Genomic DNA, 25,076 nt, shown 5'->3' with positions numbered 1-25,076 from the left:
TTACCAAGTGATTATAAATGTTTTCAATTAAAAATAAAACTGGTATTACTACACTCATTGAATACAGAGATTCGTACGTCTACTTTATGAGTAGTTGGATAAGAAATCAATAAATTAAGGCGTTTAAGTTTGAATTCACTAAAGAATATTTAGATTTAATATAATTGCTCGCTGCCATTAACATAAATTTCAATTTATGTTAATATATAAGTGTTACGTGGTTTCTAAAAAAATTTTGGAGGTTTTTATGAAAAAATTTAGATTTATTTATATTATTTTAGCATTAATGACTTTATTAATAGTGGGGTGCCAAGATAAAGTTAATGAAAAAGAAGAAATACCACAGGTAGATACATCATATGTTGTCCCTATTATTCTTAATCCTTATGACGATGAGATAGACAATACTGTAATAGCAGAAAGATATAAAACTGTAAAAAAAGAAGATTTAAAGTATGAAGTAACACAAAGCAGCGGTTATTTTTACGAAAGTGAGAATGATTTAGTATCTAGTTACTTTTTAGATGAAATACCTAACATTGATGATAAAAAATATGGATATATATTGGAAGATTATACATATGCATGTTTAGTTAATTCAATTGACATAACATATGATGAGGCTTTAGAGTTAGCTTATAAAGTGTTACCAGAGGATATAAAAAAAGAAAGAGAAAAATTAAACGAGAATGGTAAAAGTAAACATACCAATATAATTTTTTCTTCTAGCAAAGGGAATTTCATTGTAGATTTGGCTCATCCTATGGTTAGTTGTGTAAATGGTGTTGAAACTATTGATACTAATTATGTAGTAGGTATAACCTATTTAATGGAATATTAGTAATGTTATCAAATTATAAACTATATGGAGGTATGTAATGAAAAAAAATTCTTCTTTAAAGTTGCCTTTAGTATTTGGATTAATACTAGTTTTCTTCATATTAGGGTTCATAGGATTTAATATGATAAGTAAAAAACAGAATGAAAAACAAGCTTTAACCAGTGATCAGATAAATACGGTGAAAACTAATTTAGGAATAATTTCAGCAACGCCAACTCATTCCTCAATTCCGTTGGATCAAGTGAAGGGGCATGAAAAGGAATATAATGAAATTATACAAATGGGTGAACCTGTGGTAGATTACTTTATTGATGAGTTTAAAAAAGGTAATTTAGATGGAAGTAATGAGTGGCTAACAGCGTGGATTTGCAATGAAATACTTGGGGATAAAAATCCTGTGAAAATTTGGGCTCTAGATAATGAAAATGGATGGGATTCAGGTAGGGATTGGTATGAAAAATATATAAAAATAAAGAAAATTAAATAGTTTAAGTAGAATTATAAATAGCAGCAATAAAATGTATTTAAATTTCGAAATATATAAGAGCGCCCAAGAGTAAGTAGCTAATACTATTTTCTCTTGAGCTTTGTTGTATAATGAATACCACCCGATAAACGGGTGGTATTCATTATTATTATTATATAGTTTAATAGATTGTTGAAATTGGACTTCAAAATTATTAGAAGATACAGCAGTTGAAGCTTGGATCAACAATAATTTAAGACCTTGTCTGGAATTAAAATTTTATATTACTATTAATTCATATTCCTTATTTCCTAAGCCTAATTTTACAGCATGATCTATACATACTTCCCAGTTAGTTTCTGGGTGGTTATTTATAAAGTGATCATGGGTATGGTGAGGTTTTTGGCCTAGGTGACTTGCATTTATAACAGTCTCTTTATTTGCAGCATCAACACAAGCCATATCAAGAGCTACTGGGTCAAAGGACGCAAACATACCTACATTTGGTATTATGGCTGCATCATTTTCAGAGTGACAGTCACAGTTCGGGGAAACGTCTATAACAAAGCTGATATGGAAGTGAGGTCTTCCAACAAGAACTGCTTTTGAGTATTCAGCTATTTTTTTATTTAACACATCATTTGCTGAGTATTCAGGGTTGGAAATTGCATCAAAGTTACATACACCTAAGCAACGTCCACAGCCTACGCATTTGTCATGGTCTATTCCAGCTTTTTTATTCTCATCAAAGCTAATTGCATCATGAGCACATATTTTCATACAAGCACCACAGGATACACATCTTTTTTTACTTACAACAGGCTTACCACTGCAATGCATTTCCATTTTACCAGCACGAGATCCACAACCCATTCCAATATTTTTTAAAGCTCCACCAAAACCAGTTGATTCATGGCCTTTGAAGTGATTCATAGTAATAAAGATATCGGCATCCATAATTGCTCTACCAATTTTAGCTTCTTTAACATATTCTCCGCCTTCAACAGGTACAAGAGTTTCATCGGTACCCTTAAGACCATCAGCGATTATAATTTGACATCCTGTAGTAAAAGGATTGTATCCATTTTCATAAGCAGCATCCATGTGTTCAAGGGCATTTTTTCTTCTTCCAACATAAAGTGTATTAGCATCTGTTAAGAAAGGTTTTCCGCCGTTAGCCTTTATTAAATCAACTATAACTTTAGAGTAATTTGGTCTTAAATAAGCTAAGTTACCAGGTTCACCGAAGTGAATTTTAATTGCAGCAAATTTTTCTTTGAAATTAATATCTTCTATTCCAGCTTTTTTAACTAGCTTTTCTAGCTTTTGAAGTAAGTTCATACTAGAAGTAGTTCTTAAATCAGTAAAATATACTTTTGAGTTTTCCATATTAACATCCCATCCTTTTCTCTTTGGAGTTATTAATATATCTATTATTTTCGCAAAGTAATAACAGATATATATATATACATGAATTAAATTTATGTTTTTAAATATATCCTTTTAAATCTTAAAACTTAAGTTTAAAATTGTGAAATTATATATATATAAACAATATAGTTTTCAATAAATTTTGTCAAATTTACCACCGTTTATTCCCATTTAATTGAACAAAATACAAATTAATGGTAAAATATTTTATATTAAAGAAGATTATTACATTACTGATTATACAAGGGGGAGATTAATTTTGAAGGCGGTAAAAAAAATAATATGTGTATGTTACTCTGTAATTTTTTTAGTTTCATTTACCGGGTGTAATTCTAAAACTAAGGTTGATGAGCCAAGTGATATAGCGAGTATAGAATTTAATGATTTTTCAAAGAATATTTCGGCTGATAAGATATATGAAAGAATTGAAGTGCTTTCATCAAAAGATGATGCAAGAATAACTGGATTCGAGGGAGAGAAGGATGCTTCTGCATTAATTTCTAAAGAGTTTGAAAATATGGGGCTTTCTGTAGAAGAACAGGAATTTCCTATAACAGCATTTAAATGTGAGAGTAATGAAGTAAAAATAGAAACCACAGAAAGTAAAGTGATTGAATCTAAAGCGTTGACCTTTAGTAAAGAGACAATAACTGAGGGCATAAATGAAGAGATAGTAAATGGAAATATGGGTACTTTAAATGAATTAACAAATGCAAAGGTTAAGGATAAAATTGTACTTATTAAGCGTGGAGGAGAAACTTTTAGAGCTAAAACTGATAGAGCAGCTCAATTAGGAGCGTTGGGTGTTATATTTTTTGATCCCAATAGTGATGGTGCTATATCAGCTACTTTAGGGCAACCTTCAAAAATACCAGCTGTAGCAATTTCTAAAGTAGATGGAGAAAATATTATAGCTGCCATGAATTCTGAAGAAGAGGTTAAAGCTACAATAAAGGTAAATAGTAAATATTATAATAGTACTTCTAAAAATATTATCGGTACATTAAAATCTAAAAAAGAAAATGCCAAAACTATCATTGTTGGAGCTCACTATGATGGTGTTGATACACCGGCAGCTAATGATAATGCTTCAGGTATATCTACGGTAATTGAAGCAGCTAGAGTTTTAGTAGATAAAAACATGGATTGCAATATTAAGTTTATTGCGTTTGGAGCTGAAGAAATAGGCTTAGTTGGTTCATATAATTATGCGTCCTCATTAAGCCAGGAGGATATAGCAAATACCATTGCGATGATTAATGCTGATATGGTTGGTATTGGTGAAAAATTATGTGTGTATACAGTGAGTAAAGCCGAGGAATCATTAACAGCGGATTTAGCCGTTGCTTGTATGGATTATTTTAAATATGAAAATAGAAGAGATGAAAGTACTAGAAGTGATCATGTAGCCTTTGATGAATTAGGCATTCCAGTAGCCTACTTTGAATATGGTCCTTTTGATAATTATCATACAGATAAAGATACAGTAGATAAAATAAGTAAGGAAAAACTTGCAAACACATGCAATGTAATTTCATCACTATGCTATGAAATTGGGAAGAATCCGGGTAGATTTGAGAAAAATTAGGAATTTAAAATTTAAAATTTAAAATTGAGAATTAAGAATTAAGAATTAAGAATTGAGGATTAAGGATTAAGGATTAAAGTTAAGGCTTGAAGGTTAAAAATTGCTTGGGTTTAAACTAATGTGTAAATATGGCTAAACTAAAGGATGTCCTAAAATGGGCATCCTTTAACATCGTATTAGGCATCTGAAAATAAATAATAAGTCAAAGGTGTGAAGGATATTTTTTCATCATGTATTCATCTAACCTTCTAAAGTTTCGCTAGATTTAATATAACCCATTAATGCAAAGTCATAGACCTCTTCTATAGATGTTCCGTTGTTCCTTGCATTAATGAAATACGCTTTATTATTAAGCTCCTTAGCGTACTTAACTGCTAACTCATTAACTTCTGCGAATTTACTTAAGATACTATCAATATAATTTATTTTAAACTTTTCTAAATAAATTAACTTTCAATGTACAAAAAAACTTAAAATGGATATAATATTAAGTGTGGTTGTACAATGAGGGGGTTGAAATTTAATATGGATAACTTAAATAAAATAATAAATTTGATAGAAAAAAATAATGGTATGATTACTTCAGCAATTCTTACTAAAGAGAAAATTCCAAGACACTATCTTAAAAAATTAGTAGATAAAGGAGTAATAATGAAAATAGAAAGAGGTATATATTGTAAAGTGGATATGTGGGAAGATGAGATGTACGTATTGCAATCTAAATATAGCAAAGGAATATTCTCATATGAAACAGCGTTATATATTCATGGTTTTACAGATAGAACACCTATAAAATATGTAATGACTTTTCCGTCTACTTATAACGTTAAATCATTAGAGCAAGAAAGTGTGAGGACAAAGAAGGCTATAAAAAACATTTATGAATTAGGGGTTACGGAAGGAATTTCTCCTTGTGGAAACAAAATAAAAATATATGATCTAGAAAAAACATTATGCGATATTGTAAGAGGGAATAATAGCTGCGATATACAAATAGTAAATCAGGCAATGAAGAAATATGCAGCATATAATAAAAAAGATATTTCAAAATTAATGGGTTATGCTGAAAAATTGAGAGTTAAAAATAAAATAGCTAACTATATGGAGGTGCTGTTATGATTACTAATAATCCAATGCAATTAAAAGCTTTCATAAAGAATAAAGCAATAGAGAAAAAAATCTCTGCACAACTAGTAATGCAAAATTATATGTTAGAAAGGTTATTAGAACGTATATCACTATCTCAATATCAACATAACTTTATTTTAAAAGGTGGATTTTTAATATCAGCTATTATTGGATTAGATAGTAGGGCTACTATGGATTTAGATACAACTATAAAAGGCTTAAATGTAACACATGAGGATATTAGAAAAATATTTATAGACATATGTAGTGTAAAAATAGAAGATGATATTCAATTCGAAATTGTATCTATAATAGATATTAGAGAAGGTGATGATTATCCAGGTATTAGGGTTGCACTTAAAGCTAACTATATTCCATTAAGTGTACCATTAACTGTGGATGTAACTACAGGTGATAAAATAACACCTAGAGAAATTGAATATACATTTAAACTTTTATTTGATGAAAGAACAATAAAAATAATGGCATATAATCTTGAAAGTATTTTGGCAGAAAAAATAGAGACAATTCTTTCTAGAGGGATTGCTAGCACAAGACCAAGAGATTATTATGATATCTTTGCATTATCTAACCTTAGAGAGCCTCAGTATGATATAGCTACTCTTAAAGATGCACTTATAGCAACAGCAACAAAAAGAGGTAGCATCAAAAGTGTGTTAAATTATAGAGCTATCATTAATGAAATTACAAATAGCTTTAAACAACAAAAGTTTTGGAAAAAGTATCAATCTGATTTTGATTATGCAAAAGATATTTCATTTTACGAACTTATAAATGTTATTAGAAATATACTTAATACGTTAAACCTAGATAAATAGTATTTTAAGATTTTATATATAAATAAGCTTTTAATTTACCGAAAAATTAAAAGTGTTTATAACATTAAGTTTAAGACCATCATATTAAAAGAACTTAGTAAAGAACTTACAGCCAACTATGGTAAGGGATATAGCCAAAGAAATCTATTAAATATGGTTGAATTATATAGTAGATGAATACGACTATATATCCAACATAAATATATGTGCATAATAATAACCCAAGAGTGAATAGCTAAAATTGCTATTTACCCTTGGGCTCTTATTATTAGTAAGCTTTCTTAGAAGCTTTAGGAATAAATATTACAAGTAATATAGATATAACTAATACTATTGTACAGGCTAAGCCACCTTCTGCTCCAAAGGTACCACCAGATATTAGAGAGCTACTAAAGCTATCAATCTTAAAAATTGAAGAGTCTATTTTTATCCCGCTAACAGAGATTCCATATAGATTTCCTTGGGCAAAGTTCCACATGGAGTGAATTGCACATACTCCAATAATATTATCTGTACTGTAGGCATAAACGGAAAAGAATATACCAACTAATACAATATTAATAAGAGGAACTATAGAAAATCCTGCATTGAAAATGTGAAGTAGTCCAAATAGGGAAGAGTTCAAGATTATAGCTAGGATAATTCCATTTTTAGCTGAAATGGAATTAAGTAAAAAGCCTCTGCATAAAAATTCCTCACTAGCTCCTTGTACCATAAATCCGAAGAAGTAAATAATAATTATAGGTAGAGAAGAAAGGGTAACTTTAACAAAAGATAATTCACCAGATAGTAATAAGATTAGAACAACGGCACTAAACATAACAAAACCTACTAGTAAACCAACACCATATTCTTTAAAGGCTCCATTTTTTATTAAGCCCATAGAACGAAGACTTCTCTTTTCAATAAATTTGCAGTATAAAATGCACAGAACAATTAAAGCAGCGGTACCAAATAAATTTATAAGATTTAAAATGTCATTATTTACAGGTGTATATAAACCATTAGAACTAATATTGATTATGATACCTATAATAATCATAGGAACGATAAGTATAATCTGACTTAAGAAAATAAGTAGTAAGGATATAAGCAGATTAAGTATAGGATTAAGTTTACGCTTTGCTTGTTTTGCCTCATCAATCATAATAGATGGTGTATTAAAAAAATTCATGAAAATCCCCCCAATTTAAATAGTAGGTAAATAAAATAACGACAGTACAGTAATGTATATTTAATGGTACACCCTAATTATTCATAAAACTATATATTTTGGAGGATTCATGGGATTCATTATTGGAAGCATATTTGATATGGAGTATAATAAAGTTAGCCTTGGAGAAGTGTAGAATCTTAGTAAAGGTAAATCATTAGTAAATCTATTTTAAGGAGAAGCATATGAAACTATTTGAAAATACTATAAATGAGGAATATAAATTTAAAGGTAGGATGATAAATTTAAAAATTCAAGCGGTGGAGCTTCCAAATGGAAGGATAAGTAGTAGAGAAATTGTGGAACATCCAGGTGGGGTTGCTATAGTTGCATATTTGGATGCGGATACATTAATTCTTGTGGAGCAATTTAGAAAACCTATTGATAGAATTCTTTTAGAGATACCAGCAGGAAAGTTAGAGTTGGGAGAAGATCCTAGAGTTTGTGGAATTAGAGAGCTTGAAGAGGAAACGGGATATAAAGCAAAAAAATTTGAGTACCTTGGTAAAATTGTTACTACTCCTGGATTTAGTAATGAATATATTTATTTATTTAAAGCGGAAAACCTTTATAAAGGCGAGGTTAACATGGATGAAGATGAATTTATAAATCTAAAAACCTATAAGATTAGTGAAATTAAAAAAATGGTTAAAAGTGGAGAAATTATAGATGGCAAAACCATTGCGGCTTTAGCTTATATTTAATTAGTATAAAAGACTGCAACGATCTTTAGAGAGATTGTTGCAGTCTTTTAAAGTATTTATTTAATGTTTTCAACAAATTGTATTTTAAGTCCATTAGGATCTAAAATAAAGAAGAAGCTTATATGTGGATTAGGCTTAAAAGGACCACTAAGAATATCTATTCCTTTTTCTTTTAAAAACTTCATTTTTTCTTCCACTGAATCAACCTGAAAGCCCCAAGAAATATCGGTTCCTACATTTATTTCTTTTATAGCTTCATTACTGATAAGTTCAATTTTAGTATCAGAATCTCCTAAAAATGCAATCTCAACACCAGGACCAGCGTTATACCTTTTATCTAAAGTTAAACCCACAACCTCTTGATAAAAATTTAAAGATAGTTCCATATCTTTAACTGTTAATGTACTCCAACAAAAACTCATAATACATACCTCCATTTAAATAGATAACTCTAGATTTACTAAATCATAAGTTAGCAAATTTTAAGTTAGTTACATTATATAAATAATTTCTAAAAATAAATACATAAATTTTTGATATAATAGTTTCAGGAGGATGATAAAAGATGAATAAATTTACAAGCACAATACACTTTATTACGGGTGTGGTAATCGTATTTTTTAGTATTATGATTATTTCACTGGAGGTAGATTCTTTAACTTTATTTTCATTTGCATTACCAATATCTTTAGGAATAATTTATTTTATTAAGAAGAAGCTTCAGCTTAAACCGAAGAAATATTATTCAGTTTTGGCAGCCTTCGTGGTTATAACCTTTATTGTTGCAGCAGTTAATATTGAATCAATAGCGGATGATAGTGCTACAGGTAAGAACCAAGATGTAAGCCTTGGTGCTGGGAATAATCAAGGTAAAGAAGATAAGCCTATAACTACTGAGGGAGATAAAGATAAGGAAACCTCAGGTGATACTGGAAGCACAGAAAAACAGAATACTGTAGTTGAAGCTTCAGAAGCCAAGATTCATTTCATTAATACAGGAAATAGTGATTCTATTTTAATTGTACAAGGTGATAAATCCGTATTAATAGACGGTGGTGACAATGATGATGAGGGGTTAGTATCTAGTTATGTTAAAAACCAAGGTATTAAGAAATTAACATATATAATTAGTACTCATCCAGATGCTGATCATGCAGGCGGTTTAGATGCCGTAATAAATTCTATAGGCGTAGAGAATTTATTTGTTTCGAATAGAAGTGGAGACACGAAGACATATACAGATTTTATTAATGCGGCAGCAAGTAAAGGTGCTTATTCTAGCGTTCCTTTAGAGGGGTCACAGTATGAAATTAGTAAAGGTAGCTATCTTAAATTTTATAATTCCAATGGTGGGAATGATAGCAATGAGAGTTCTTTAGTAACTTTATTTGTGAATGGAAACGATAAATTCCTATTCATGGGAGATGCAGGAGTAGAGACTGAAGGTGAAATAAAATCACAGTTACCAGATGTGGATGTAGTTAAAATTGGTCATCATGGATCAAAGACAAGCACTAGTCAAGAACTACTAAATGCAATCTCACCAGAATATGCAGTAATCCTAGTGGGTGCGGATAATAAATATAAACATCCATCAACGACAACTATGGACAAGCTAAAAGCTAAAGGGGTAAATTTACATAGAACAGATGAATGTGGAAATATAATATTTACATCTACGGGACAAGGAGTAGAAACTAGCTGTAATGCTGCGACCTTTACTCCAGGAGATTCAGGAAGTACAAGTGGAGGGGGTGCATCAAATAATCCAGTTACACCAAAACCGACCACAACTCCACCACCAGCTTCAGTTCCAAATACAGCGGGTAAGTTTATAATAACTACTTCAGGTACAAAATATCACTTATCAAGTTGTAGAACTATTAAACAGGTTAAGGAAGAAGCGACAAGAGAAGATGCAGAAGCTAAGGGCTACGGGCCTTGTGGAGTGTGTCATCCTTAGAATTGAAAATTATGAATTATGAATTATGAATTGAGAGTTAGAGATTATAAATTGAGAATTGAGAATTAAAGATTATGGATTATGGATTTAAAATTAAGATTATAAATTAATGGCAAGAAACCTCAGTGATTTTGAACAGCCACCTGTTAAGTAGACAGGGGCTGTTTAATTTGGTTGGGGTTTTGTTAGTAAAATATATATATATCATTGCTAATGTATTGTCTTTACAAGGGTTCCAATGGCCACTTTTGATGGAAACATATCAGTGGAGTTTTTAGAAAATGTATTTTATCCGTGGGGTCTGGAATTTAGCTGCATTTTAATTTTATTAGAGTGCATGTATGTTGTTTAATATGTAAGCTTTGGGTATAATTAAAACATATTGGTTAAATCGAGGGCAATAAAATGGGTGTAGATATAAAAGTAATGAATATCTAAATTTTAAAGCTAATGAGAACTTACGAAGAAGCGTAGTGAATGAGTATACTATAGGTTTATTAACTAAGACTACTATGAATAATAATGATTTAGAGAGGGTGGTAATTGAAATGAAGAGAATAGCCTTAGGAACAAGTGACTTCAAAACAATGATAGAAAATAATAGATATTTTATAGATAAAACATTGATAGTTAAGGATTTCCTAGAGGATAGCGGCGATATTGTTCTATTACCAAGACCAAGAAGATTTGGTAAAACTCTAAATCTATCAATAATAAGATATTTCTTAGAAAAATCAGATGAGGATAACTCACATCTTTTTAAAGGATTAAAAATTGAAAAAGACGCTGAGATAATGAATAAACAGGGTAAATACCCGGTGATATATTTAACTTTTAAAGATGAAAAACATAATGACTTTGATGGATTTATAGAGAGTATGGGAAATCGTATTTCATCTCTATATAAGAGTTTTTACTATATTTATGATAGCTTAAAATTTGATGATGATAGAAACTATTTTGACGTTATGATAAATAGAAAGTGTACAGTTAAGGATTTAGAGATATCAGTATTTAGATTAAGTGAATTTTTAAAAGTATATCATAATAGTAAAGTTATAATATTACTTGATGAGTATGATACACCTATTCATGAAGGACATTTCAAAAATTACTATTCTGAGATTGTTGGATTTATGAGAAACTTCTTATCATCTGCTTTAAAGGATAATATTAATTTAGAGAAGGCAATGATTACTGGAATACTTTTTGCAAATGAAACTCACTACTCACATTCGTTCTTAGGAGTAAGCGACCAGAACAAAAGGCAAGCTTTTGCCTGTCTGCTTAACGAATCAATTTTCTCAGGGTTAAATAACTTAGAAGTCTATAGCCTATTAAGTGAAAGATATTCAGATAAATTTGGATTTACAGAGAAAGAGACTATAGATCTATTAAAATATTATAGTTTGGATGGAAGTTTAACAGGGTTTAAAGCGTGGTATAATGGCTATATTTTCGGAAGCACAACAATTTATAATCCATGGTCAGTGCTTTCTTATATAAATAAGCCGGATAGAGAGTTTATGCCTTATTGGGTTAATACTTCAGAAAATAGTATTATTAAAAACTTACTTGCAGAAGGCTCAGAGGAGATAAAACTAGGACTTCAAACTTTATATAATGGTGGATATGTTGAGACCGAGGTAAACGAAGATGTAGTAATGAGTGAACTTCGAAATGGAAAGCAAAATATTTGGAGTTTTTTACTTCTTTCAGGTTATTTGAAACCCATAGAAAAAATAAGAGTTAAAAATAAATTTATTTATAAACTAGCTATTCCAAATTATGAAATAACCTATCTTTATGAATCAATTATTGAAAAGTGGTTTAGTGAAAGTTTTATATGTAATGACTTTAATAACATGCTAAAAGCTTTAGTACTTGGAGAAGTTCAACTTTTTGAAGAGTATTTCTCGGATTACGTGTTAAAAAGCTTTAGTTACTTTGATGTCTCTGGAGAAAATCCAGAAAGAGTATATCATGCATTTATATTAGGTATGCTTGTATCTCTAAATGATACTTATGAAGTAATATCAAATAGAGAGTCTGGCCTAGGGCGATATGATGTAAGCCTAATACCTAAGGATATTACAAAAATAGGATTAATTATGGAGTTTAAAAGTATAAGAATAAATTCTAAGGACACCTTAGCAAGTGCTATGGATAAGGCGATTACACAAGTAAATAAAAAGCTCTATGATACAGAATTAAAAGCAAGAGGTGTAAATAACATAATAAAGCTTGCATTAGTCTTTAAAGGTAAAGAAGTTCTTATAAGACAGGCATAACAATATGTAAATAGATTTTTAAACCCCCTTAGATTCTATCTAAGGGGGTATTTGTATTAGATGCCGTAATAAATTCTATAAAGTAGACAGTGGCTGTTTATTTCTTTAATTATCCTTTTCTATATTTACATCTTTTAATTGGATTTTATCATCCATTCCAAAGGCAAAAGAGTATTTAACATAACCGGAATTATTGTGATCACCTAAACTTTTATCAAACCCATTACCATTTATAGTTACATGAGAATAATTATAGTTGTTTTCAGCAAGGATTTGCTGTATTTTAGTGGAAGTGTTTACACAGTCCTCAGCAGTTTCAGCGGAACTATCTAGGGTTACATAGATATCCATTGGTTTATCTAAGATGATATCTTTTGACCAATTAGTATAATTAGGGTGTTGGCCTTTTATAACTTCAATATTACCACCGGCATTAAACACATTAGGAATCTTGCTTTTTAGGAGGGTTTCAATTTCAAGTGAAGCTTCATAACTAAGTTTACCACACAGTATTTCATCTCTACGTGCATATCTAATTTTATCCCAACTTACTTTTGGTTTAAAAAATCCAGTAACAGATAAAGAATAGTTTTGGGAAGAAGATATATTTACATAAGGGTCTTCATCAATTTTATATGCGGGATAGATATATTCACTAAACTTGAAGTTATATTCTCCAGATTCAACTCTAAATTCTTCACCAGGGTAAGTTTGTTCTAAATATTTTTCAGCTACATTCTTGCCGATGAATCTACTAATGGCATTTCCGTTGAAAGCATTGAAAACTATAACTATAAAGCTAATTAAAATAATCAAAATAGTACTATAAAATATTTTCTTTTTATTCATATTCCACTACAAACCTCTCTTTCTCAATAATTTTATTGCTTGAAATTATATTATGACTTATATTTATTTTTTAGAAGATACCTTATCTTTAGTTTTAAGTTTAAGAATTAAAAAACCAATCATACCACCTATAAATGCAAATATAAAATAAACAAAAGAAATCATAAAGGAGCTGAAAATGGAACCTATTACAAACTTAATAAAGGTAGGAGAAAGATAAGAACCAATATAGCCATTAAGGATAAAGTCTAAAATCATTGTAGGAAGAGTCCAAAGAAAAATAGGTATAAATGAAAGTAGAAAAATTATTTGCATGTCTTTATAAAATAAATACGTAACAATGCCTAGTACAGGGTACCATAATAGGAATCCAAAGCTTTCATTAAGAAGAGATGTGTTTATGGCAAAAAAGAATGAGATAGCTACAAATATAATTTGGTAAATAGAAAGCTTCCTATTTATATTTTTAAACATAAGGTCTTTATCCATAGAATTTTCCACTGGAATTTTAATTATTTCTTCCGAAGAGTATTCATATAATTTTCTACATTCAGTACATATATCTAAATGATTTTTAACCCAAGTAGTAGTTTCTTCACTAAGCAAATTCTCAGTATACAAAGGCAATAAATCCATAACGATATAACAGCTAGTGTCCATGATATTCCTCCAATTCCTTTTGAATTTTTAGTTTAGCTCTATGAAAATTAACTCTAGAATAATTTTCGCTTTCACCTATGATGTTACCAATATCACTAAAGGATAACTCACCATAGATTCTTAATATTACAATTTCCTTTATATTATCATCTAAGCAATTTATTGCTTTCATTAAAGTTTTTTTCTCATCCTTTTTTATAAATTCATCTTCAAGGTTCTCGTAGAGCAAGGTGTCATAAGAGAGTTTGCTTTCTAATATTCCATCATAATGTTTTTTCCTATAATGTTTTTTTAGTAAATTATTAGCAATAGAAAACATCCAAGTCTTTAAAGAAGATTTATTTTTAAAGGAGTTAAAAGATTTTAATGATTCATAAAAAACTTCTTGAGTTAAATCTTCAGCTAACTCTTTATTAGAAGTTTTCATATAAAAGAACGCATAAATTTGCGGTTGAATCTCATCATACACATCAGATATAGAACTCATTAAATTACTCCTTTAAATTATTATTTTTAGAATTGTATTTATGTAATAATCATGATTTAAGCTTAAGAAATCTAGCAACGTTATGCTATATCAATGAAGTAAAACCATGAATGTTTATCTATTCATATCATTAGTACCATAAAGTACATATTTGTTACACCAATTTGGAAAATTTATGATAATATTAAGCATCTTAAAGTAAATAATAGATGAGTTTGAATTTAATTACAAATGTAAATTTATATTTGTATCAACTGAAGCAGTATTTGGGAAAAAAGTGTAATGTAGCTATTGAGGCTGCCTTATTTTTAACTACAGAAAATCCTAGTGAGGTTAAGATTGATAAAAATAAAATGGATGTCTTAGTGAAGGCTAAAAAAGCTGAGGTAGCTCCAGATGTAGCAGTTTACTGTGACAAAAGTCAAATTTTTTATAGAGGCTTCATTGGTATTCCACAATTAGTTGTTGAAGTTTTAAGTCCATCAAATTCTGATGATGATTTAATTGTTAAAAAGGATTTGTATGAATCATATGGAGTTCCTGAATATTGGATTGTATCACCAATGAGTAAAAAAGTGTGGATATATTCATTAGTAGATTCTAAATATGAATTAAAGAAAAATTGCTTATTAAGTGATAGATTTAAATCTATAAGATTTGAGGAGTTAGAGGTGGATTTATCAGAGGTCGAATTGATAGAAGAGGAATAATGATAATTATTATTTTCATACCATATTGTAACATAAGGCAATAATATTTTTAATTACTTAAATCGTCAACTACTCTATAATTTGGAATTTGACTATTAATAATTTGGGAGAGTAGGTAAATTTGCTTTTACACAAATCTATCTAAACTCCCTTAGACACTAACTGTTTGAAGTTATTCTATTATCTCTTTAACTGTCTTCACAGAGATTTCACATGCTTTTGCAATATTTTCTATGGTCTCTCCATTACTAAAAAGTTTTAACACTTTCTTTGTAAGCTTAATGCCTTCTTCTCTGCCTTCTTCTCTGCCCTCAGCAATCTTCTCTCTATCACGTTCTAAAAGTGTCATATACTCCACCTCCATATTAACATCATTCTTAACCTTAATAACTTTATCATGTATTGTTTTCACAAGGGTTCCACTTGACCCCTCTGCTGTCTCATCATCAGACTTGAACATATATGTCTAAACGAATTCCTTTGCTTTCAAGTAGTAAATCTATGGTCTTTTGATTCTCTGGCATTTTAACTTCTTTTATTTTAATTCCAAGTAGTTTTTCTAAAAATTCCTTGCATACTTCCTTGTCACTCATTACTTTTGCAAATAGAAAGTCATCTGCTAAATTTAGCTCTTTTAAGGTTTTTGACATTATATTTTACCCTTATCATAACATTATCATTTGTTTAATTTATTACCTTAATTATATTAAATTATTCAGATTTCTTCAATAGGGAAGCTTATTTGAATGTGTTGAGTTAATTTCAACTTAGGCATCTTCAAAAAATAAATAAGTCAGTCTACTCGGATATTTGACTTATTATTTATTTTCAGACGCCTTAATAAAAATAAACCCCATATTATCAATTAAAGGTTAATGTGCACATTACACATTAACCTTTATATTTGGCTACACTAGACAATATTGAACATAACTAATATTAAAATTGTCGAAGTGATTAAAGGGATACTGCATCCTATCAATGTACATATTAAATATGGAAGACGTTTTTTTCGCTCCTCCGCAGATATCATATATGGGAGACGCTTTTTTCTTTCCTCCTCAGATATATCAGAATTTGACTTGCTAAACTCTTTTTCCAATTTTTTAAATCCTATTTGGCCAATAATAACAAGAACCACAGCTAAAACATAACTTATAATATTTATAATCATAATTACAGTAAAACTTTGCATTATTTTACCTCCTAATAATAGAAACTCTATATATTCAATGTTAACATATTTTCAATTTTATTCCAATAAATTTTTCTATGCATTAAGCTTCATGTTAGAATTCACATGTTAGTTTTTAGTTTTGATAAAATAAGATTAAATTTTAAGTGAAATATATACATAAATACATTGTTTGGATAATAAAATTAAATATAATTTAAATTATTAGGAGAGTGGAGGGGAAGAGATGAATAAAATAGCAAAAAAAATTGCGACGGTATTACTTGCAAGTGTATTCATGCTTACGGGATGCGGTGGAGCAGGGGCTAGCGGCGATAAAACTCCAGATAAGGATGCAAAAAAAGAGACGAAGGTTGGGTTTATTTATGTAGGGCCTGTTGGTGATGGTGGATATACTTATGCTCATGATCAGGGCAGATTGTACCTAGAGAAAGAGCTTGGGGTTAAAACTGTTATTAAAGAGTCAGTAAAAGAAGAGAAGTCTGATGTTCAAAAGACTGCTGAGGCTATGATAGAGGAAGGCTGTAATATTATAGTTGGTACTAGCTTTGGATTCCAGGAAGGGTTATTGGCAGTGGCTAAAAAATATCCTGAGGTGAAATTCTTACACTGTTCAGGCTTTGAAGTAGCTGAAAATATGGGACAATATTTTGGAAGAATTCATGAGATGCAATATTTAAATGGAGTTATAGCTGGACTTACAACTAAGACAGACAAACTTGGATTTGTTGCAGCATTCCCAATTCCTGAGGTAATAAGAAATATAAATGCATATACATTAGGTGCAAGATCTGTTAATCCAGATGTAACTGTAAAAGTTAACTGGACAAGTACTTGGTATGATCCTGCAAAAGAAAAAGAGGCAGCTAAGGCTTTACTCGATGCAGGTGCAGATGTAATTGGTCAACATCAAGATACAGCAGGACCACAACAGGCAGCAGAGGAGAAGGGTGTATTTGCAACTGGATATAATACTGATATGAGTAAAGTTGCTCCTAAGGCTAATCTTTCTTCAGCGGTTTGGAACTGGGGACCTTATTATGTAAAATCAGTTAAGGCTATACAAGATGGAACTTGGAAATCAGAAAAATACTGGGGTGGAATCCATGATGGTATAGTTGATATTACTATAACTAACCTAGTATCAGCAGAAAATAAAGCTAAGATTGAAACTATTAAAAAAGATATAAAAGATGGAAAGAATAAAATATTCCAAGGGCCTATAAAAGATCAAAAGGGTGTAGAAAAACTTAAAACTGGCGAAGTTATGAGTGATGAAGATGTTTGGAATATTAATTGGTTTGTTGAAGGTGTAGATGGAACAATACCAAGTAATTAAGTGAGAAATTAAGAAGGAAAGAAGGGTCTGTCTCAGATTTGATATGTTATAAACCTTGTGGAAAGTGAATTTTCAGTAGGGTAGTGAAACATAAATCAATAATTTAGAGGCAGGCTCTACTTTTAAATTGAGGAGGATGCTTATGAATGATAATACGCCATATATTTCCATGAGCAATATAAGAAAGATATTTGGTAATGTTGTAGCTAATAATAATGTAAATTTTACTGTGAAGGGTGGAGAGATTCATGCTTTGCTTGGGGAAAATGGAGCGGGAAAAAGTACTCTTATCAATGTTTTATCAGGGGTTTATAGTCCTGATGGAGGCGTTATAGAGATCCATGGTAAGGGGGTGAAATTTAGTTGTCCAAAGGATGCTATAAAAGCTGGTGTTGGAACTATATATCAACATTTTAAGTTGGTGGAGGCTATGACGGCTAGGGAGAATATTACCCTTGGTTTTACTACTGGAGTTTTTCATGGAAAGGATAAGGTTGATATTAAGATAAAGGATATTTGTAGCAAATTAGGTCTTGAAGTTGATCTTAACAAGTTTGTAGGAGATATGTCAGTAGGAGAAAAACAAAATTTAGAGATAATTAAAGTTCTTTATAGAGGGGCGGATATATTAATCCTAGATGAACCAACAGCGGTGTTTACGCCACAGGAGACTAAGAAGTTATTTGAAATAATGAATAAGATGAAGGAGCAAGGCTGTGCAATTATTTTCATTACACATAAAATGGATGAAGTAATGGAGGTAAGTGATAGAATTACAGTTTTAAGAAAAGGTGAGGCTGTAGGAACAGTAGAAAAGAAAGCTACAGATGCGAAACAGCTCACAGAGCTAATGGTTGGACGTGCGGTAAGTCTTTCCATAGAGAGAGCGGAGGTAGAGCCGGGAAAAACTCTTCTGGAGGTAAAAAATTTAACTATATTAAATGAAGAAAAGGCAGAGGCGGTTAAAAATATTTCCTTTGATATAAAAGCTGGAGAAATTTTAGGGATTGCAGGAATAGCTGGCTGTGGGCAAAGGGAGTTATGTGAAGCTATAGCTGGTATTTACCCTATTAAAGCAGGGGACATTATTTTTCAGGGGGAAAGCTTAGTTGGGAAAAAACCTAAGGAGTTTATAAAAAAGGGAATATCTATGAGTTTTATTCCAGAAGATAGGCTTGGCATGGGACTAGTTGGTTCTATGAGTATGGTGGATAATTTGATTTTAAAAAGTTATAGCATAGGAAAGGGCTTATTTATAAGAAGAAAACCAGTAGAAAGCAAGGCTAAGGCTCTTATAGAAACTCTAGAAATAAAGACACCAGGGATTCATTTTCCAATAAAATATTTATCAGGTGGTAATATTCAGAAGATTTTACTCGGAAGGGAACTAAGTTCAAATCCTAGACTTCTTGTAATGGCATACCCCGTTAGAGGCCTAGATATAAATACTTGTTATACAATTTATAAGTTAATTAATGAAGAGAAGAAGAAGGGTACAGCAATTCTATTTGTGGGAGAAGACTTAGATGTACTTATGGAGCTATGTGACAGAATAATGGTAATGAGTGCAGGAACCTCCACAGGAATACTTGAAAATAAGGATGTTACAAAGGATAAATTAGCACTTATGATGGTTGGAAAACATATAGAGGATATTGAGGGGGAAGATATAAATGGTTAAGTTTATGAAAAGAGGGGAGGTTAGTACTCGGACTAATTTCACTGTAAGAATCATAGCGATAATCCTGGCTTTAGCTGTTGCAGGGGTACTTATGGCAATACTAGGGCACAATCCTCTAAAGGTTTATGGGTATATGGTTAAAGGTGCCTTTGGATCTCCAAATAGAATAAGACAGACCATAATCATAGCAATACCATTGTTAATAACGGCACTTGGAATATCTATGGCATTTAAAATGCAGTTTTGGAACATAGGAGCTGAAGGTCAAATATTAATGGGAGCCTTCGGAGCAGCCTTATTAGCTTTAAATTTTCCAAACTTACCAATGCCTTTAATGCTATTACTCATGGTGATCTCAGGTTGTGTATTTGGAGGACTTTGGGCTTTAATTTCAGGAGTGCTAAAGGTTTATTTTAATACCAATGAAACTATAACTACCCTAATGCTAAACTATGTGGCCTTAAAAATTATAACTTATTTGCAATATGATGCATGGAAGGATAAAAATGCACTGGGCTTTCCCAAAATAGCAAATTTTCCAGATAACGCTGTATTTCCTTCTATTTTTAGGGTTCATATGGGGTGGATTATAGCTTTAATATTAGTAGTTATATTTTATTTGTTTATGAAACATAGCAAGATGGGATATGAGGTAGCGGTACTTGGAGAGAGTCAAAACACTGCAAAGTATGCAGGTATCAACATAAAAAAAACCATGTTAAAAGCGGTGTTTATAAGTGGAGCAGTTTGTGGATTAACTGGAGTTATACAGGCATCAGCTGTTAGTAATACTTTATCCATCGAGGTTACAGGAGGCATGGGGTATACTGCTATTATTGTGGCTTGGCTATCTAATCTTAATGCACCGATTACTTTAATAGTGGCTATATTATTTGCTGCATTATTAGAGGGTGGAGCTTATATTCAAACAGCCTTTGGGATTCCTAATGCTGCGGCGTCAGTAATGCAGGCTCTCATATTATTTTTTGTGTTAGGTAGTGAATTCTTTGTAAGATATAAAGTTGTTTTTTATAATGAGAAACCGAAAATTATTTCGGAGGAAATAAATAAAACGGCCAGTAAGGATGAGGTGATGTGATGGATTGGGTAGCATTTTTTGCAGCAGCAGTGGTGGCTGGAACACCTTTATTATTTGCAACTTTGGGAGAGATAATAACAGAAAAATCAGGGAACCTAAACCTAGGGGTTGAAGGGATGATGTTATTAGGTGCTGTAGCTGGATTTATTACGGGACTTAAAACTGGAAGTACTATTATAGCTTTAATGTCAGCTATGATAGCAGGGGGATTTGGAGGATTAATATTTGCTTATCTTACGGTTTCACTAAGAGCGAACCAAGTAGTTACAGGACTTGCCTTAACCATATTTGGAACAGGAGTTTCTAGTCTTTTAGGAGCAACGGTGGTTGGAGAGATAGTTCCAGAATCCATTAAAAAGGTATTTGTACCAACTAAGATTCCTTTGCTTGGAGATATTCCATTTATAGGGGAAATATTCTTTAGGCAAGATGCATTTATATATTTATCCTATGTAGTAGCGATAATTTTAGGTATATATTTGCTTAAAACAAATAAGGGTAATAGGCTTAAGGCAGTGGGGGAAAATCCAGCCGCAGCAGATGTAGCCAGTATTAATGTTTCTTTATATAAATATGTTCATACCGTATTAGGGGGAGCCTTATGTGGTCTTGGTGGGGCATACCTTTCACTAGTTTATGTTCCTGCATGGCAAGAAAATATTACAGCAGGAAGAGGTTGGATTGCGGTGGCATTAGTTATATTTGCATCTTGGAATCCATATAAAGCACTTTTAGGAGCTTATTTATTTGGTGGCCTTGATATAATTGGTTTCAGAATTACACAATCCTTGATATCGCCATATTTTTTATCAATGCTTCCTTATGTAGTAACAATAATGGTTCTTGTAATGGTATCAGCAAGAAAATCTAGAAAGAATTCTCCACCTAAAGGGTTAGGGGTGGCCTATTTTAGAGAGGAACGATGAGAATTACCAGAGTGGAACTATAAGGAACTATAATAATTACAATGAGTAGTAAAAATAATTATAAAATGTTATAATTTAGAAAAAGCATACAAGCTAAGGAGGATTTAGATTATGAATCTTCCTTGGCTTTTTATATAGGCATCTTTAAAAAAAATAAATAAGTCAAACATGACTAAGGTAAATTATTTTAAAATGGGGGGATAGCAATGAAACGAAATCTTGATAAATATATGATGCTTCTAGCCACAATATTTTGGGCAGGTGCATTTATAGCTGGTAAATTTTCTGTAGGGGAATTTCCGGTATTCTCTTTAGTGTTCTTTAGATTTTTAATAGCTGCAATAATTATATTTGTAATAATGATTAAGGTGGAGGAGAACTGGAAGATAACTAAAAAGGATATAAAAATGTTTTTAACCTTAGGAATCGTAGGAATGATAGGGTATCATGTATTTTTCTTTTTATCGCTAAAATATACAACAGCTACAAATTCCTCCTTAATAGGTGCTACAAATCCTATAGTAACTACTCTATTGGCATGTGCATTTTTAAAGGAAAGGATAAACTACAAAAACATAATTGGTATACTGATATCCTTATTTGGAGTTATGCTTATAATTACCAATGGGAATATAGGTGTATTACTTAATTTTAAATTTAATCTAGGGGATATATTAATGATAATTGCAGTAGTGTGCTGGGCTGCTTATAGCATTTTATCAAAGAAAGCTCTTGAAATATATTCTCCTATAAAAATAACTAGCTATGCATTTTTAACTTGCGTAATCTTATTATTTCCTTTAATGATAATGGAAAAGCCTTGGGTATATATTCCTAAGGTAAGTATTAATGGGTGGATGTCAGTAATTTATATGGCGATTTTTCCATCTATATTTGGATATTTAATTCAACAGATGTCTATTAAAAAAATTGGTCCAATGAAGACCTCCTTATATGTAAATTTAGTCCCTGTATTTTCTATGACATTAGCATTTTTAATATTAGGGGAAGCTGTTTCATGGATAAAAATATTGGCAGGACTCCTTGTTATAATTGGGATATGTGTAAATGTAATGAGTAAAAAAACTAAGGTAACTTTGTGAATTATGGATTGTGAATTATAAATTGGGAATTATGAATTATAAATTATAAATTATAAATTATAATTTATGGATTAAGAATTAAAATTATAAATTATAAATTATGAATTATGGATTAAAATTATAAATAATAGATGATATTTTTACCTGGAGAAATAAATTTAAAAATATTTTTTAAATTTAGGTAAACTATTTAATGTTCTTTGCCTATATATTAGTGGGATTAGTTTCAGGGTTTGAAATTACATTCACATTAATAATTTTAGGGGGAATATTTATGAAGTATACAATTATGGGATTTAGTCAGCAGGGGTTAGTGGAGCTTGGTCTTGATGTTATAGATGCTACGATTCTTAGGTATTTTATTGATTTTAAGGATGCTAAGGGTATGAAGATTGAGGTTGTAGAAGGCAAGGTTTATTATTGGATTCGTTATGATGGAGTAATAAACCAACTGCCTATTCTTAATATGAAAAAATGTACGGTGCAATCTAGATTTTTTAAGCTTAGAGATGCAGGTGTTCTTACCCATTATGTTAAACGTGAGGGCGGTACATATTCTTATTTTGGTCTTGGAGAAAAGTATTCAAAACTTATATATGAGACAAGCACTACAGAAAAGAAATCACAAGAAATACAGGCTAATTATATGGATAGCTGTGAGCTTGAAGCTGAAGATTATAAAGTTCAGTCTTGTGATGTTAAGTGTGAAAATAATCAGAGGGATAGTTATAAGCTTAAGGCTGTTGATGAAAATCTACGTGTTAGGGAAGAAAACCTACAGTGTGTAGAGAAAACACTACAACCCTATATAGAAAAATCTACAACAAACAATTACTCTATTAAAGATTCATCTATTAAAAACAATATTGTGTTCCTGAGGAACAAGTGTGTTGAGATAGTAGAATATTTCAATGAGAGAACTGGGAAAAAATTTAAAAGTAGCACCAAGGAGACTGTGAAGCTTATTCAGGAAAGATTTAAAGAGGGCTTTACTCTAGAAGATTTTAAAAAGGTAATAGATAACATGAAGGCTAAATGGACAAGCACTAAATTTGAAGAATATTTAGTTCCTACAACTCTTTTTGGTAGCAAGTTTGAGAATTATTTAAACCTACAGGCAGAAGCTTTAAGAAGTGGATTTAAAAGGGGAAATGTTGCATCAAGCTACAAAACCAATGATAATAGTAAGAATAAATCCTTTAATAATCAGGTCCTTAAAGCAATTCTTTTGGAGGATATGTAATATGGATATGGTTATGCCACATAGTCTTGAAGCAGAACAAGTTGTCCTTGGAGCCATCATTAACGATAAGGATAAAATTTATGAGGTGGAGGATATTCTAACTGTGGAGGATTTTTATTATGAAAAGCATAGAGGAATTTACAGTGGTATTTTAAACCTTAGAAGTAGAGATAAGGATATTGATTTAGTTACCCTTGCTGACCAGTTAAAAGCTATGGGATCACTAGAAAAATCAGGGGGAATAACTTATCTATCAGAGTTATCTTCTGCTGCAACTTATCTAAATAATGCTAGAACCTATAGTGAGATTTTAGTGGAGAAGTCTAGTAGGAGAAGGGTTATAAAGTCTTGTATGAAGGCAATTGATGATAGCCACGGGGATGCATCCATGGATGAAGTTGTGGAGGTTTTGGATGGGAATATTCATAAAGCCTACAGTGGGAAGACTTTAGAGGATATGGAACCTATCATGACATCTATGCAAGAGGCTATAACCAGTATCGAAGAGAGATATCTTGGGAAGAAGGAGATTCAGGGTATTACAACGGGGTATAAGGATCTTGATATACTTATTTCCGGACTACAGCGTGGAGATTTTGTGGTTATTGCAGGAAGACCTTCCATGGGTAAAACCGCCTTTGCCTTAAATATTGCCCAGTATGCATCTAAAGAAGGCAGCGTTGGATTATTTTCCTTGGAAATGCCTAAAAATCAGATTATGCAGAGGTTACTTTCTGCTAGATGCCTTATTCCTCTAAAGAATATAAGAAGTGGGGAGCTTAGTGAATATGATATAGAGAAGCTAATGCTTGGAGCTGGAGATTTATCAAAGAGGAAGTTTTTTATAGATGATAAATCTACCACCATGAGTGCAATAAAGAGCAAGGCAAGAACCTTAAAGCGTAAATCTGGGTTAGAGGTTATAATAATAGATTATCTTCAGCTTATTGAAGCTACAGATAAAAGCCATAGTAGGGAGCAAGAAATTGCAAAGATATCTAGGGAGTTAAAGGCACTAGCTAAATCTCTTGATATAACAGTAATAGCGCTATCTCAACTTTCAAGGGCGCCAGAACAAAGGGCAGACTCTAGACCAATGTTATCTGATTTAAGGGAATCAGGCTCCATAGAACAGGACGCGGATATTGTAATGTTTCCGTATAGAGAGGGATATTACGATAAGGAAATTAAGGAAGGCAACGCTGTGGAAATCATACTTGGTAAAAATAGAAATGGTGAAACTAAAACAATAAGACTCATGTGGATAGGGGAATATCAGAGGTTTACACCAGTGGGATTTGATAACTAATTTATGTTCAC

At 31.2% G+C, this 25,076-nt stretch carries 25 protein-coding genes; 16 read left to right on the top strand and 9 right to left on the bottom strand.

Translation table 11 applies throughout. From position 1 onward, the window contains the following. Nucleotides 1-247: 247 nt before the first annotated feature. Complete coding sequence (locus tag RSA29_RS03995; protein WP_346942330.1) at nucleotides 248-841, top strand: hypothetical protein; 594 nt, start codon at nucleotides 248-250, stop codon at nucleotides 839-841. 37 nt (nucleotides 842-878) lie between these two features. After that, nucleotides 879-1,328, top strand: coding sequence for a hypothetical protein (locus RSA29_RS03990; protein WP_346942329.1), 450 nt, complete (start codon nucleotides 879-881; stop codon nucleotides 1,326-1,328). A 258-nt stretch (nucleotides 1,329-1,586) separates the two neighbouring features. On the opposite strand, the gene RSA29_RS03985 is transcribed toward RSA29_RS03990, so the two are convergent. Then, nucleotides 1,587-2,696 carry a DUF362 domain-containing protein gene (locus RSA29_RS03985; RefSeq protein WP_346942328.1) on the bottom strand — a complete coding sequence of 370 codons (1,110 nt, stop codon included), beginning with the start codon at nucleotides 2,694-2,696 and terminating at the stop codon, nucleotides 1,587-1,589. A gap of 301 nt (nucleotides 2,697-2,997) precedes the next feature. Here RSA29_RS03985 and RSA29_RS03980 point away from each other — a divergent pair, with 301 nt between their 5' ends. The 3 genes from RSA29_RS03980 (at nucleotide 2,998) to RSA29_RS03970 (ending at nucleotide 6,293) form a co-directional block, all read left to right on the top strand. Continuing rightward, entirely contained in the window at nucleotides 2,998-4,326 is a 1,329-nt protein-coding gene (locus tag RSA29_RS03980) for a DUF4910 domain-containing protein (protein WP_346942327.1), read from the top strand. Between the two features lie 525 nt (nucleotides 4,327-4,851). Continuing rightward, on the top strand, nucleotides 4,852-5,445 hold the full coding sequence (locus RSA29_RS03975; RefSeq protein ID WP_346942326.1) for a type IV toxin-antitoxin system AbiEi family antitoxin domain-containing protein: 594 nt from the start codon (nucleotides 4,852-4,854) through the stop codon (nucleotides 5,443-5,445). Next, on the top strand, nucleotides 5,442-6,293 hold the full coding sequence (locus tag RSA29_RS03970; protein ID WP_346942325.1) for a nucleotidyl transferase AbiEii/AbiGii toxin family protein: 852 nt from the start codon (nucleotides 5,442-5,444) through the stop codon (nucleotides 6,291-6,293). The genes RSA29_RS03975 and RSA29_RS03970 overlap by 4 nt, the downstream gene beginning before the upstream one ends. A gap of 268 nt (nucleotides 6,294-6,561) precedes the next feature. Here RSA29_RS03970 and RSA29_RS03965 read toward each other — a convergent pair whose 3' ends face one another. Continuing rightward, nucleotides 6,562-7,467 (bottom strand): CPBP family intramembrane glutamic endopeptidase, encoded by a 906-nt coding sequence (locus RSA29_RS03965; protein WP_346942324.1) that lies wholly within the window; start codon nucleotides 7,465-7,467, stop codon nucleotides 6,562-6,564. Nucleotides 7,468-7,691: 224 nt separating this feature from the next. Here RSA29_RS03965 and RSA29_RS03960 point away from each other — a divergent pair, with 224 nt between their 5' ends. Continuing rightward, nucleotides 7,692-8,210 carry an NUDIX hydrolase gene (locus RSA29_RS03960; RefSeq protein ID WP_346942323.1) on the top strand — a complete coding sequence of 173 codons (519 nt, stop codon included), beginning with the start codon at nucleotides 7,692-7,694 and terminating at the stop codon, nucleotides 8,208-8,210. 56 nt (nucleotides 8,211-8,266) lie between these two features. Here the strand turns inward: RSA29_RS03960 and RSA29_RS03955 are convergent, their stop codons facing one another. Further along, nucleotides 8,267-8,632 carry a VOC family protein gene (locus RSA29_RS03955; RefSeq protein ID WP_346942322.1) on the bottom strand — a complete coding sequence of 122 codons (366 nt, stop codon included), beginning with the start codon at nucleotides 8,630-8,632 and terminating at the stop codon, nucleotides 8,267-8,269. Nucleotides 8,633-8,775: 143 nt separating this feature from the next. On the opposite strand from RSA29_RS03955, the gene RSA29_RS03950 reads away from it, so the two are divergent. Both RSA29_RS03950 and RSA29_RS03945 read left to right on the top strand, forming a co-directional pair. Then, a complete protein-coding gene (locus RSA29_RS03950) occupies nucleotides 8,776-10,173 on the top strand; it encodes a ComEC/Rec2 family competence protein (RefSeq protein ID WP_346942321.1) in 1,398 nt (465 codons plus the stop codon). 548 nt (nucleotides 10,174-10,721) lie between these two features. Beyond that, a complete protein-coding gene (locus tag RSA29_RS03945; RefSeq protein WP_346944352.1) occupies nucleotides 10,722-12,464 on the top strand; it encodes an AAA family ATPase in 1,743 nt (580 codons plus the stop codon). 105 nt (nucleotides 12,465-12,569) lie between these two features. Here the strand turns inward: RSA29_RS03945 and RSA29_RS03940 are convergent, their stop codons facing one another. The 3 genes from RSA29_RS03940 to RSA29_RS03930 form a co-directional block, all read right to left on the bottom strand. Continuing rightward, a complete protein-coding gene (locus RSA29_RS03940) occupies nucleotides 12,570-13,313 on the bottom strand; it encodes a hypothetical protein (protein WP_346942319.1) in 744 nt (247 codons plus the stop codon). Between the two features lie 63 nt (nucleotides 13,314-13,376). After that, entirely contained in the window at nucleotides 13,377-13,973 is a 597-nt protein-coding gene (locus RSA29_RS03935) for a zf-HC2 domain-containing protein (protein WP_346942318.1), read from the bottom strand. Continuing rightward, nucleotides 13,963-14,460: a sigma-70 family RNA polymerase sigma factor gene (locus tag RSA29_RS03930; protein WP_346942317.1), complete on the bottom strand. Its 498-nt coding sequence runs from the start codon at nucleotides 14,458-14,460 to the stop codon at nucleotides 13,963-13,965. Before RSA29_RS03930 ends, RSA29_RS03935 begins: the two co-directional genes overlap by 11 nt. A gap of 266 nt (nucleotides 14,461-14,726) precedes the next feature. Here RSA29_RS03930 and RSA29_RS03925 point away from each other — a divergent pair, with 266 nt between their 5' ends. After that, a complete protein-coding gene (locus RSA29_RS03925; protein ID WP_346944351.1) occupies nucleotides 14,727-15,170 on the top strand; it encodes a Uma2 family endonuclease in 444 nt (147 codons plus the stop codon). A 172-nt stretch (nucleotides 15,171-15,342) separates the two neighbouring features. On the opposite strand, the gene RSA29_RS03920 is transcribed toward RSA29_RS03925, so the two are convergent. The 3 genes from RSA29_RS03920 to RSA29_RS03910 all read right to left on the bottom strand — a co-directional run bounded on the left by RSA29_RS03920 (nucleotide 15,343) and on the right by RSA29_RS03910 (nucleotide 16,365). Next, a complete protein-coding gene (locus RSA29_RS03920) occupies nucleotides 15,343-15,630 on the bottom strand; it encodes a hypothetical protein (RefSeq protein WP_346942315.1) in 288 nt (95 codons plus the stop codon). Continuing rightward, nucleotides 15,617-15,820 carry a hypothetical protein gene (locus tag RSA29_RS03915; RefSeq protein ID WP_346942314.1) on the bottom strand — a complete coding sequence of 68 codons (204 nt, stop codon included), beginning with the start codon at nucleotides 15,818-15,820 and terminating at the stop codon, nucleotides 15,617-15,619. Before RSA29_RS03915 ends, RSA29_RS03920 begins: the two co-directional genes overlap by 14 nt. A 263-nt stretch (nucleotides 15,821-16,083) precedes the next feature. Next, nucleotides 16,084-16,365: a hypothetical protein gene (locus tag RSA29_RS03910; protein WP_346942313.1), complete on the bottom strand. Its 282-nt coding sequence runs from the start codon at nucleotides 16,363-16,365 to the stop codon at nucleotides 16,084-16,086. Between the two features lie 226 nt (nucleotides 16,366-16,591). On the opposite strand from RSA29_RS03910, the gene RSA29_RS03905 reads away from it, so the two are divergent. The 7 genes from RSA29_RS03905 (at nucleotide 16,592) to dnaB (ending at nucleotide 25,065) form a co-directional block, all read left to right on the top strand. After that, complete coding sequence (locus RSA29_RS03905) at nucleotides 16,592-17,704, top strand: BMP family ABC transporter substrate-binding protein (protein WP_346942312.1); 1,113 nt, start codon at nucleotides 16,592-16,594, stop codon at nucleotides 17,702-17,704. Between the two features lie 142 nt (nucleotides 17,705-17,846). Beyond that, nucleotides 17,847-19,385: an ABC transporter ATP-binding protein gene (locus tag RSA29_RS03900; RefSeq protein WP_346942311.1), complete on the top strand. Its 1,539-nt coding sequence runs from the start codon at nucleotides 17,847-17,849 to the stop codon at nucleotides 19,383-19,385. Beyond that, entirely contained in the window at nucleotides 19,378-20,484 is a 1,107-nt protein-coding gene (locus RSA29_RS03895) for an ABC transporter permease (protein ID WP_346942310.1), read from the top strand. The genes RSA29_RS03900 and RSA29_RS03895 overlap by 8 nt, the downstream gene beginning before the upstream one ends. Then, the gene (locus RSA29_RS03890) at nucleotides 20,484-21,410 is read left to right on the top strand and encodes an ABC transporter permease (RefSeq protein ID WP_346942309.1); all 927 of its coding nucleotides are present in this window, start codon (nucleotides 20,484-20,486) and stop codon (nucleotides 21,408-21,410) included. The genes RSA29_RS03895 and RSA29_RS03890 overlap by 1 nt, the downstream gene beginning before the upstream one ends. 206 nt (nucleotides 21,411-21,616) lie before the next feature. Continuing rightward, nucleotides 21,617-22,513: a DMT family transporter gene (locus tag RSA29_RS03885; RefSeq protein WP_346942308.1), complete on the top strand. Its 897-nt coding sequence runs from the start codon at nucleotides 21,617-21,619 to the stop codon at nucleotides 22,511-22,513. A 274-nt stretch (nucleotides 22,514-22,787) separates the two neighbouring features. Beyond that, nucleotides 22,788-23,756 (top strand): conserved phage C-terminal domain-containing protein, encoded by a 969-nt coding sequence (locus RSA29_RS03880; RefSeq protein ID WP_346942307.1) that lies wholly within the window; start codon nucleotides 22,788-22,790, stop codon nucleotides 23,754-23,756. A gap of 1 nt (nucleotide 23,757) precedes the next feature. Beyond that, nucleotides 23,758-25,065 carry a replicative DNA helicase gene (gene dnaB / locus RSA29_RS03875; RefSeq protein ID WP_346942306.1) on the top strand — a complete coding sequence of 436 codons (1,308 nt, stop codon included), beginning with the start codon at nucleotides 23,758-23,760 and terminating at the stop codon, nucleotides 25,063-25,065. The last annotated feature ends 11 nt before the right edge of the window (nucleotides 25,066-25,076 follow it).

Source organism: Clostridium sp. (assembly GCF_036660475.1).
In the GTDB taxonomy this organism is placed as follows: Bacteria; Bacillota; Clostridia; order Clostridiales; family Clostridiaceae; genus Clostridium_J.
Note: the sequence above shows the minus strand (reverse complement) of the source record. Positions and strands in the feature narration are given on the sequence as shown.

Excerpts from the sequence above, each read along its gene's own strand:
- RSA29_RS03910 (WP_346942313.1), bottom strand. The coding sequence starts at position 16,365 with ATGCAAAGTTTTACTGTAATTATGATTATAAATATTATAAGTTATGTT.
- dnaB (WP_346942306.1), top strand. The coding sequence starts at position 23,758 with ATGGATATGGTTATGCCACATAGTCTTGAAGCAGAACAAGTTGTCCTT.
- RSA29_RS03945 (WP_346944352.1), top strand. The coding sequence starts at position 10,722 with ATGAAGAGAATAGCCTTAGGAACAAGTGACTTCAAAACAATGATAGAA.
- RSA29_RS03970 (WP_346942325.1), top strand. The coding sequence starts at position 5,442 with ATGATTACTAATAATCCAATGCAATTAAAAGCTTTCATAAAGAATAAA.
- RSA29_RS03895 (WP_346942310.1), top strand. The coding sequence starts at position 19,378 with ATGGTTAAGTTTATGAAAAGAGGGGAGGTTAGTACTCGGACTAATTTC.
- RSA29_RS03905 (WP_346942312.1), top strand. The coding sequence starts at position 16,592 with ATGAATAAAATAGCAAAAAAAATTGCGACGGTATTACTTGCAAGTGTA.
- RSA29_RS03890 (WP_346942309.1), top strand. The coding sequence starts at position 20,484 with ATGGATTGGGTAGCATTTTTTGCAGCAGCAGTGGTGGCTGGAACACCT.
- RSA29_RS03920 (WP_346942315.1), bottom strand. The coding sequence starts at position 15,630 with ATGTTCAAGTCTGATGATGAGACAGCAGAGGGGTCAAGTGGAACCCTT.
- RSA29_RS03995 (WP_346942330.1), top strand. The coding sequence starts at position 248 with ATGAAAAAATTTAGATTTATTTATATTATTTTAGCATTAATGACTTTA.
- RSA29_RS03880 (WP_346942307.1), top strand. The coding sequence starts at position 22,788 with ATGAAGTATACAATTATGGGATTTAGTCAGCAGGGGTTAGTGGAGCTT.
- RSA29_RS03885 (WP_346942308.1), top strand. The coding sequence starts at position 21,617 with ATGAAACGAAATCTTGATAAATATATGATGCTTCTAGCCACAATATTT.
- RSA29_RS03950 (WP_346942321.1), top strand. The coding sequence starts at position 8,776 with ATGAATAAATTTACAAGCACAATACACTTTATTACGGGTGTGGTAATC.
- RSA29_RS03940 (WP_346942319.1), bottom strand. The coding sequence starts at position 13,313 with ATGAATAAAAAGAAAATATTTTATAGTACTATTTTGATTATTTTAATT.
- RSA29_RS03915 (WP_346942314.1), bottom strand. The coding sequence starts at position 15,820 with ATGTCAAAAACCTTAAAAGAGCTAAATTTAGCAGATGACTTTCTATTT.
- RSA29_RS03900 (WP_346942311.1), top strand. The coding sequence starts at position 17,847 with ATGAATGATAATACGCCATATATTTCCATGAGCAATATAAGAAAGATA.
- RSA29_RS03990 (WP_346942329.1), top strand. The coding sequence starts at position 879 with ATGAAAAAAAATTCTTCTTTAAAGTTGCCTTTAGTATTTGGATTAATA.
- RSA29_RS03935 (WP_346942318.1), bottom strand. The coding sequence starts at position 13,973 with ATGGACACTAGCTGTTATATCGTTATGGATTTATTGCCTTTGTATACT.
- RSA29_RS03955 (WP_346942322.1), bottom strand. The coding sequence starts at position 8,632 with ATGAGTTTTTGTTGGAGTACATTAACAGTTAAAGATATGGAACTATCT.
- RSA29_RS03985 (WP_346942328.1), bottom strand. The coding sequence starts at position 2,696 with ATGGAAAACTCAAAAGTATATTTTACTGATTTAAGAACTACTTCTAGT.
- RSA29_RS03975 (WP_346942326.1), top strand. The coding sequence starts at position 4,852 with ATGGATAACTTAAATAAAATAATAAATTTGATAGAAAAAAATAATGGT.
- RSA29_RS03965 (WP_346942324.1), bottom strand. The coding sequence starts at position 7,467 with ATGAATTTTTTTAATACACCATCTATTATGATTGATGAGGCAAAACAA.
- RSA29_RS03960 (WP_346942323.1), top strand. The coding sequence starts at position 7,692 with ATGAAACTATTTGAAAATACTATAAATGAGGAATATAAATTTAAAGGT.
- RSA29_RS03930 (WP_346942317.1), bottom strand. The coding sequence starts at position 14,460 with ATGAGTTCTATATCTGATGTGTATGATGAGATTCAACCGCAAATTTAT.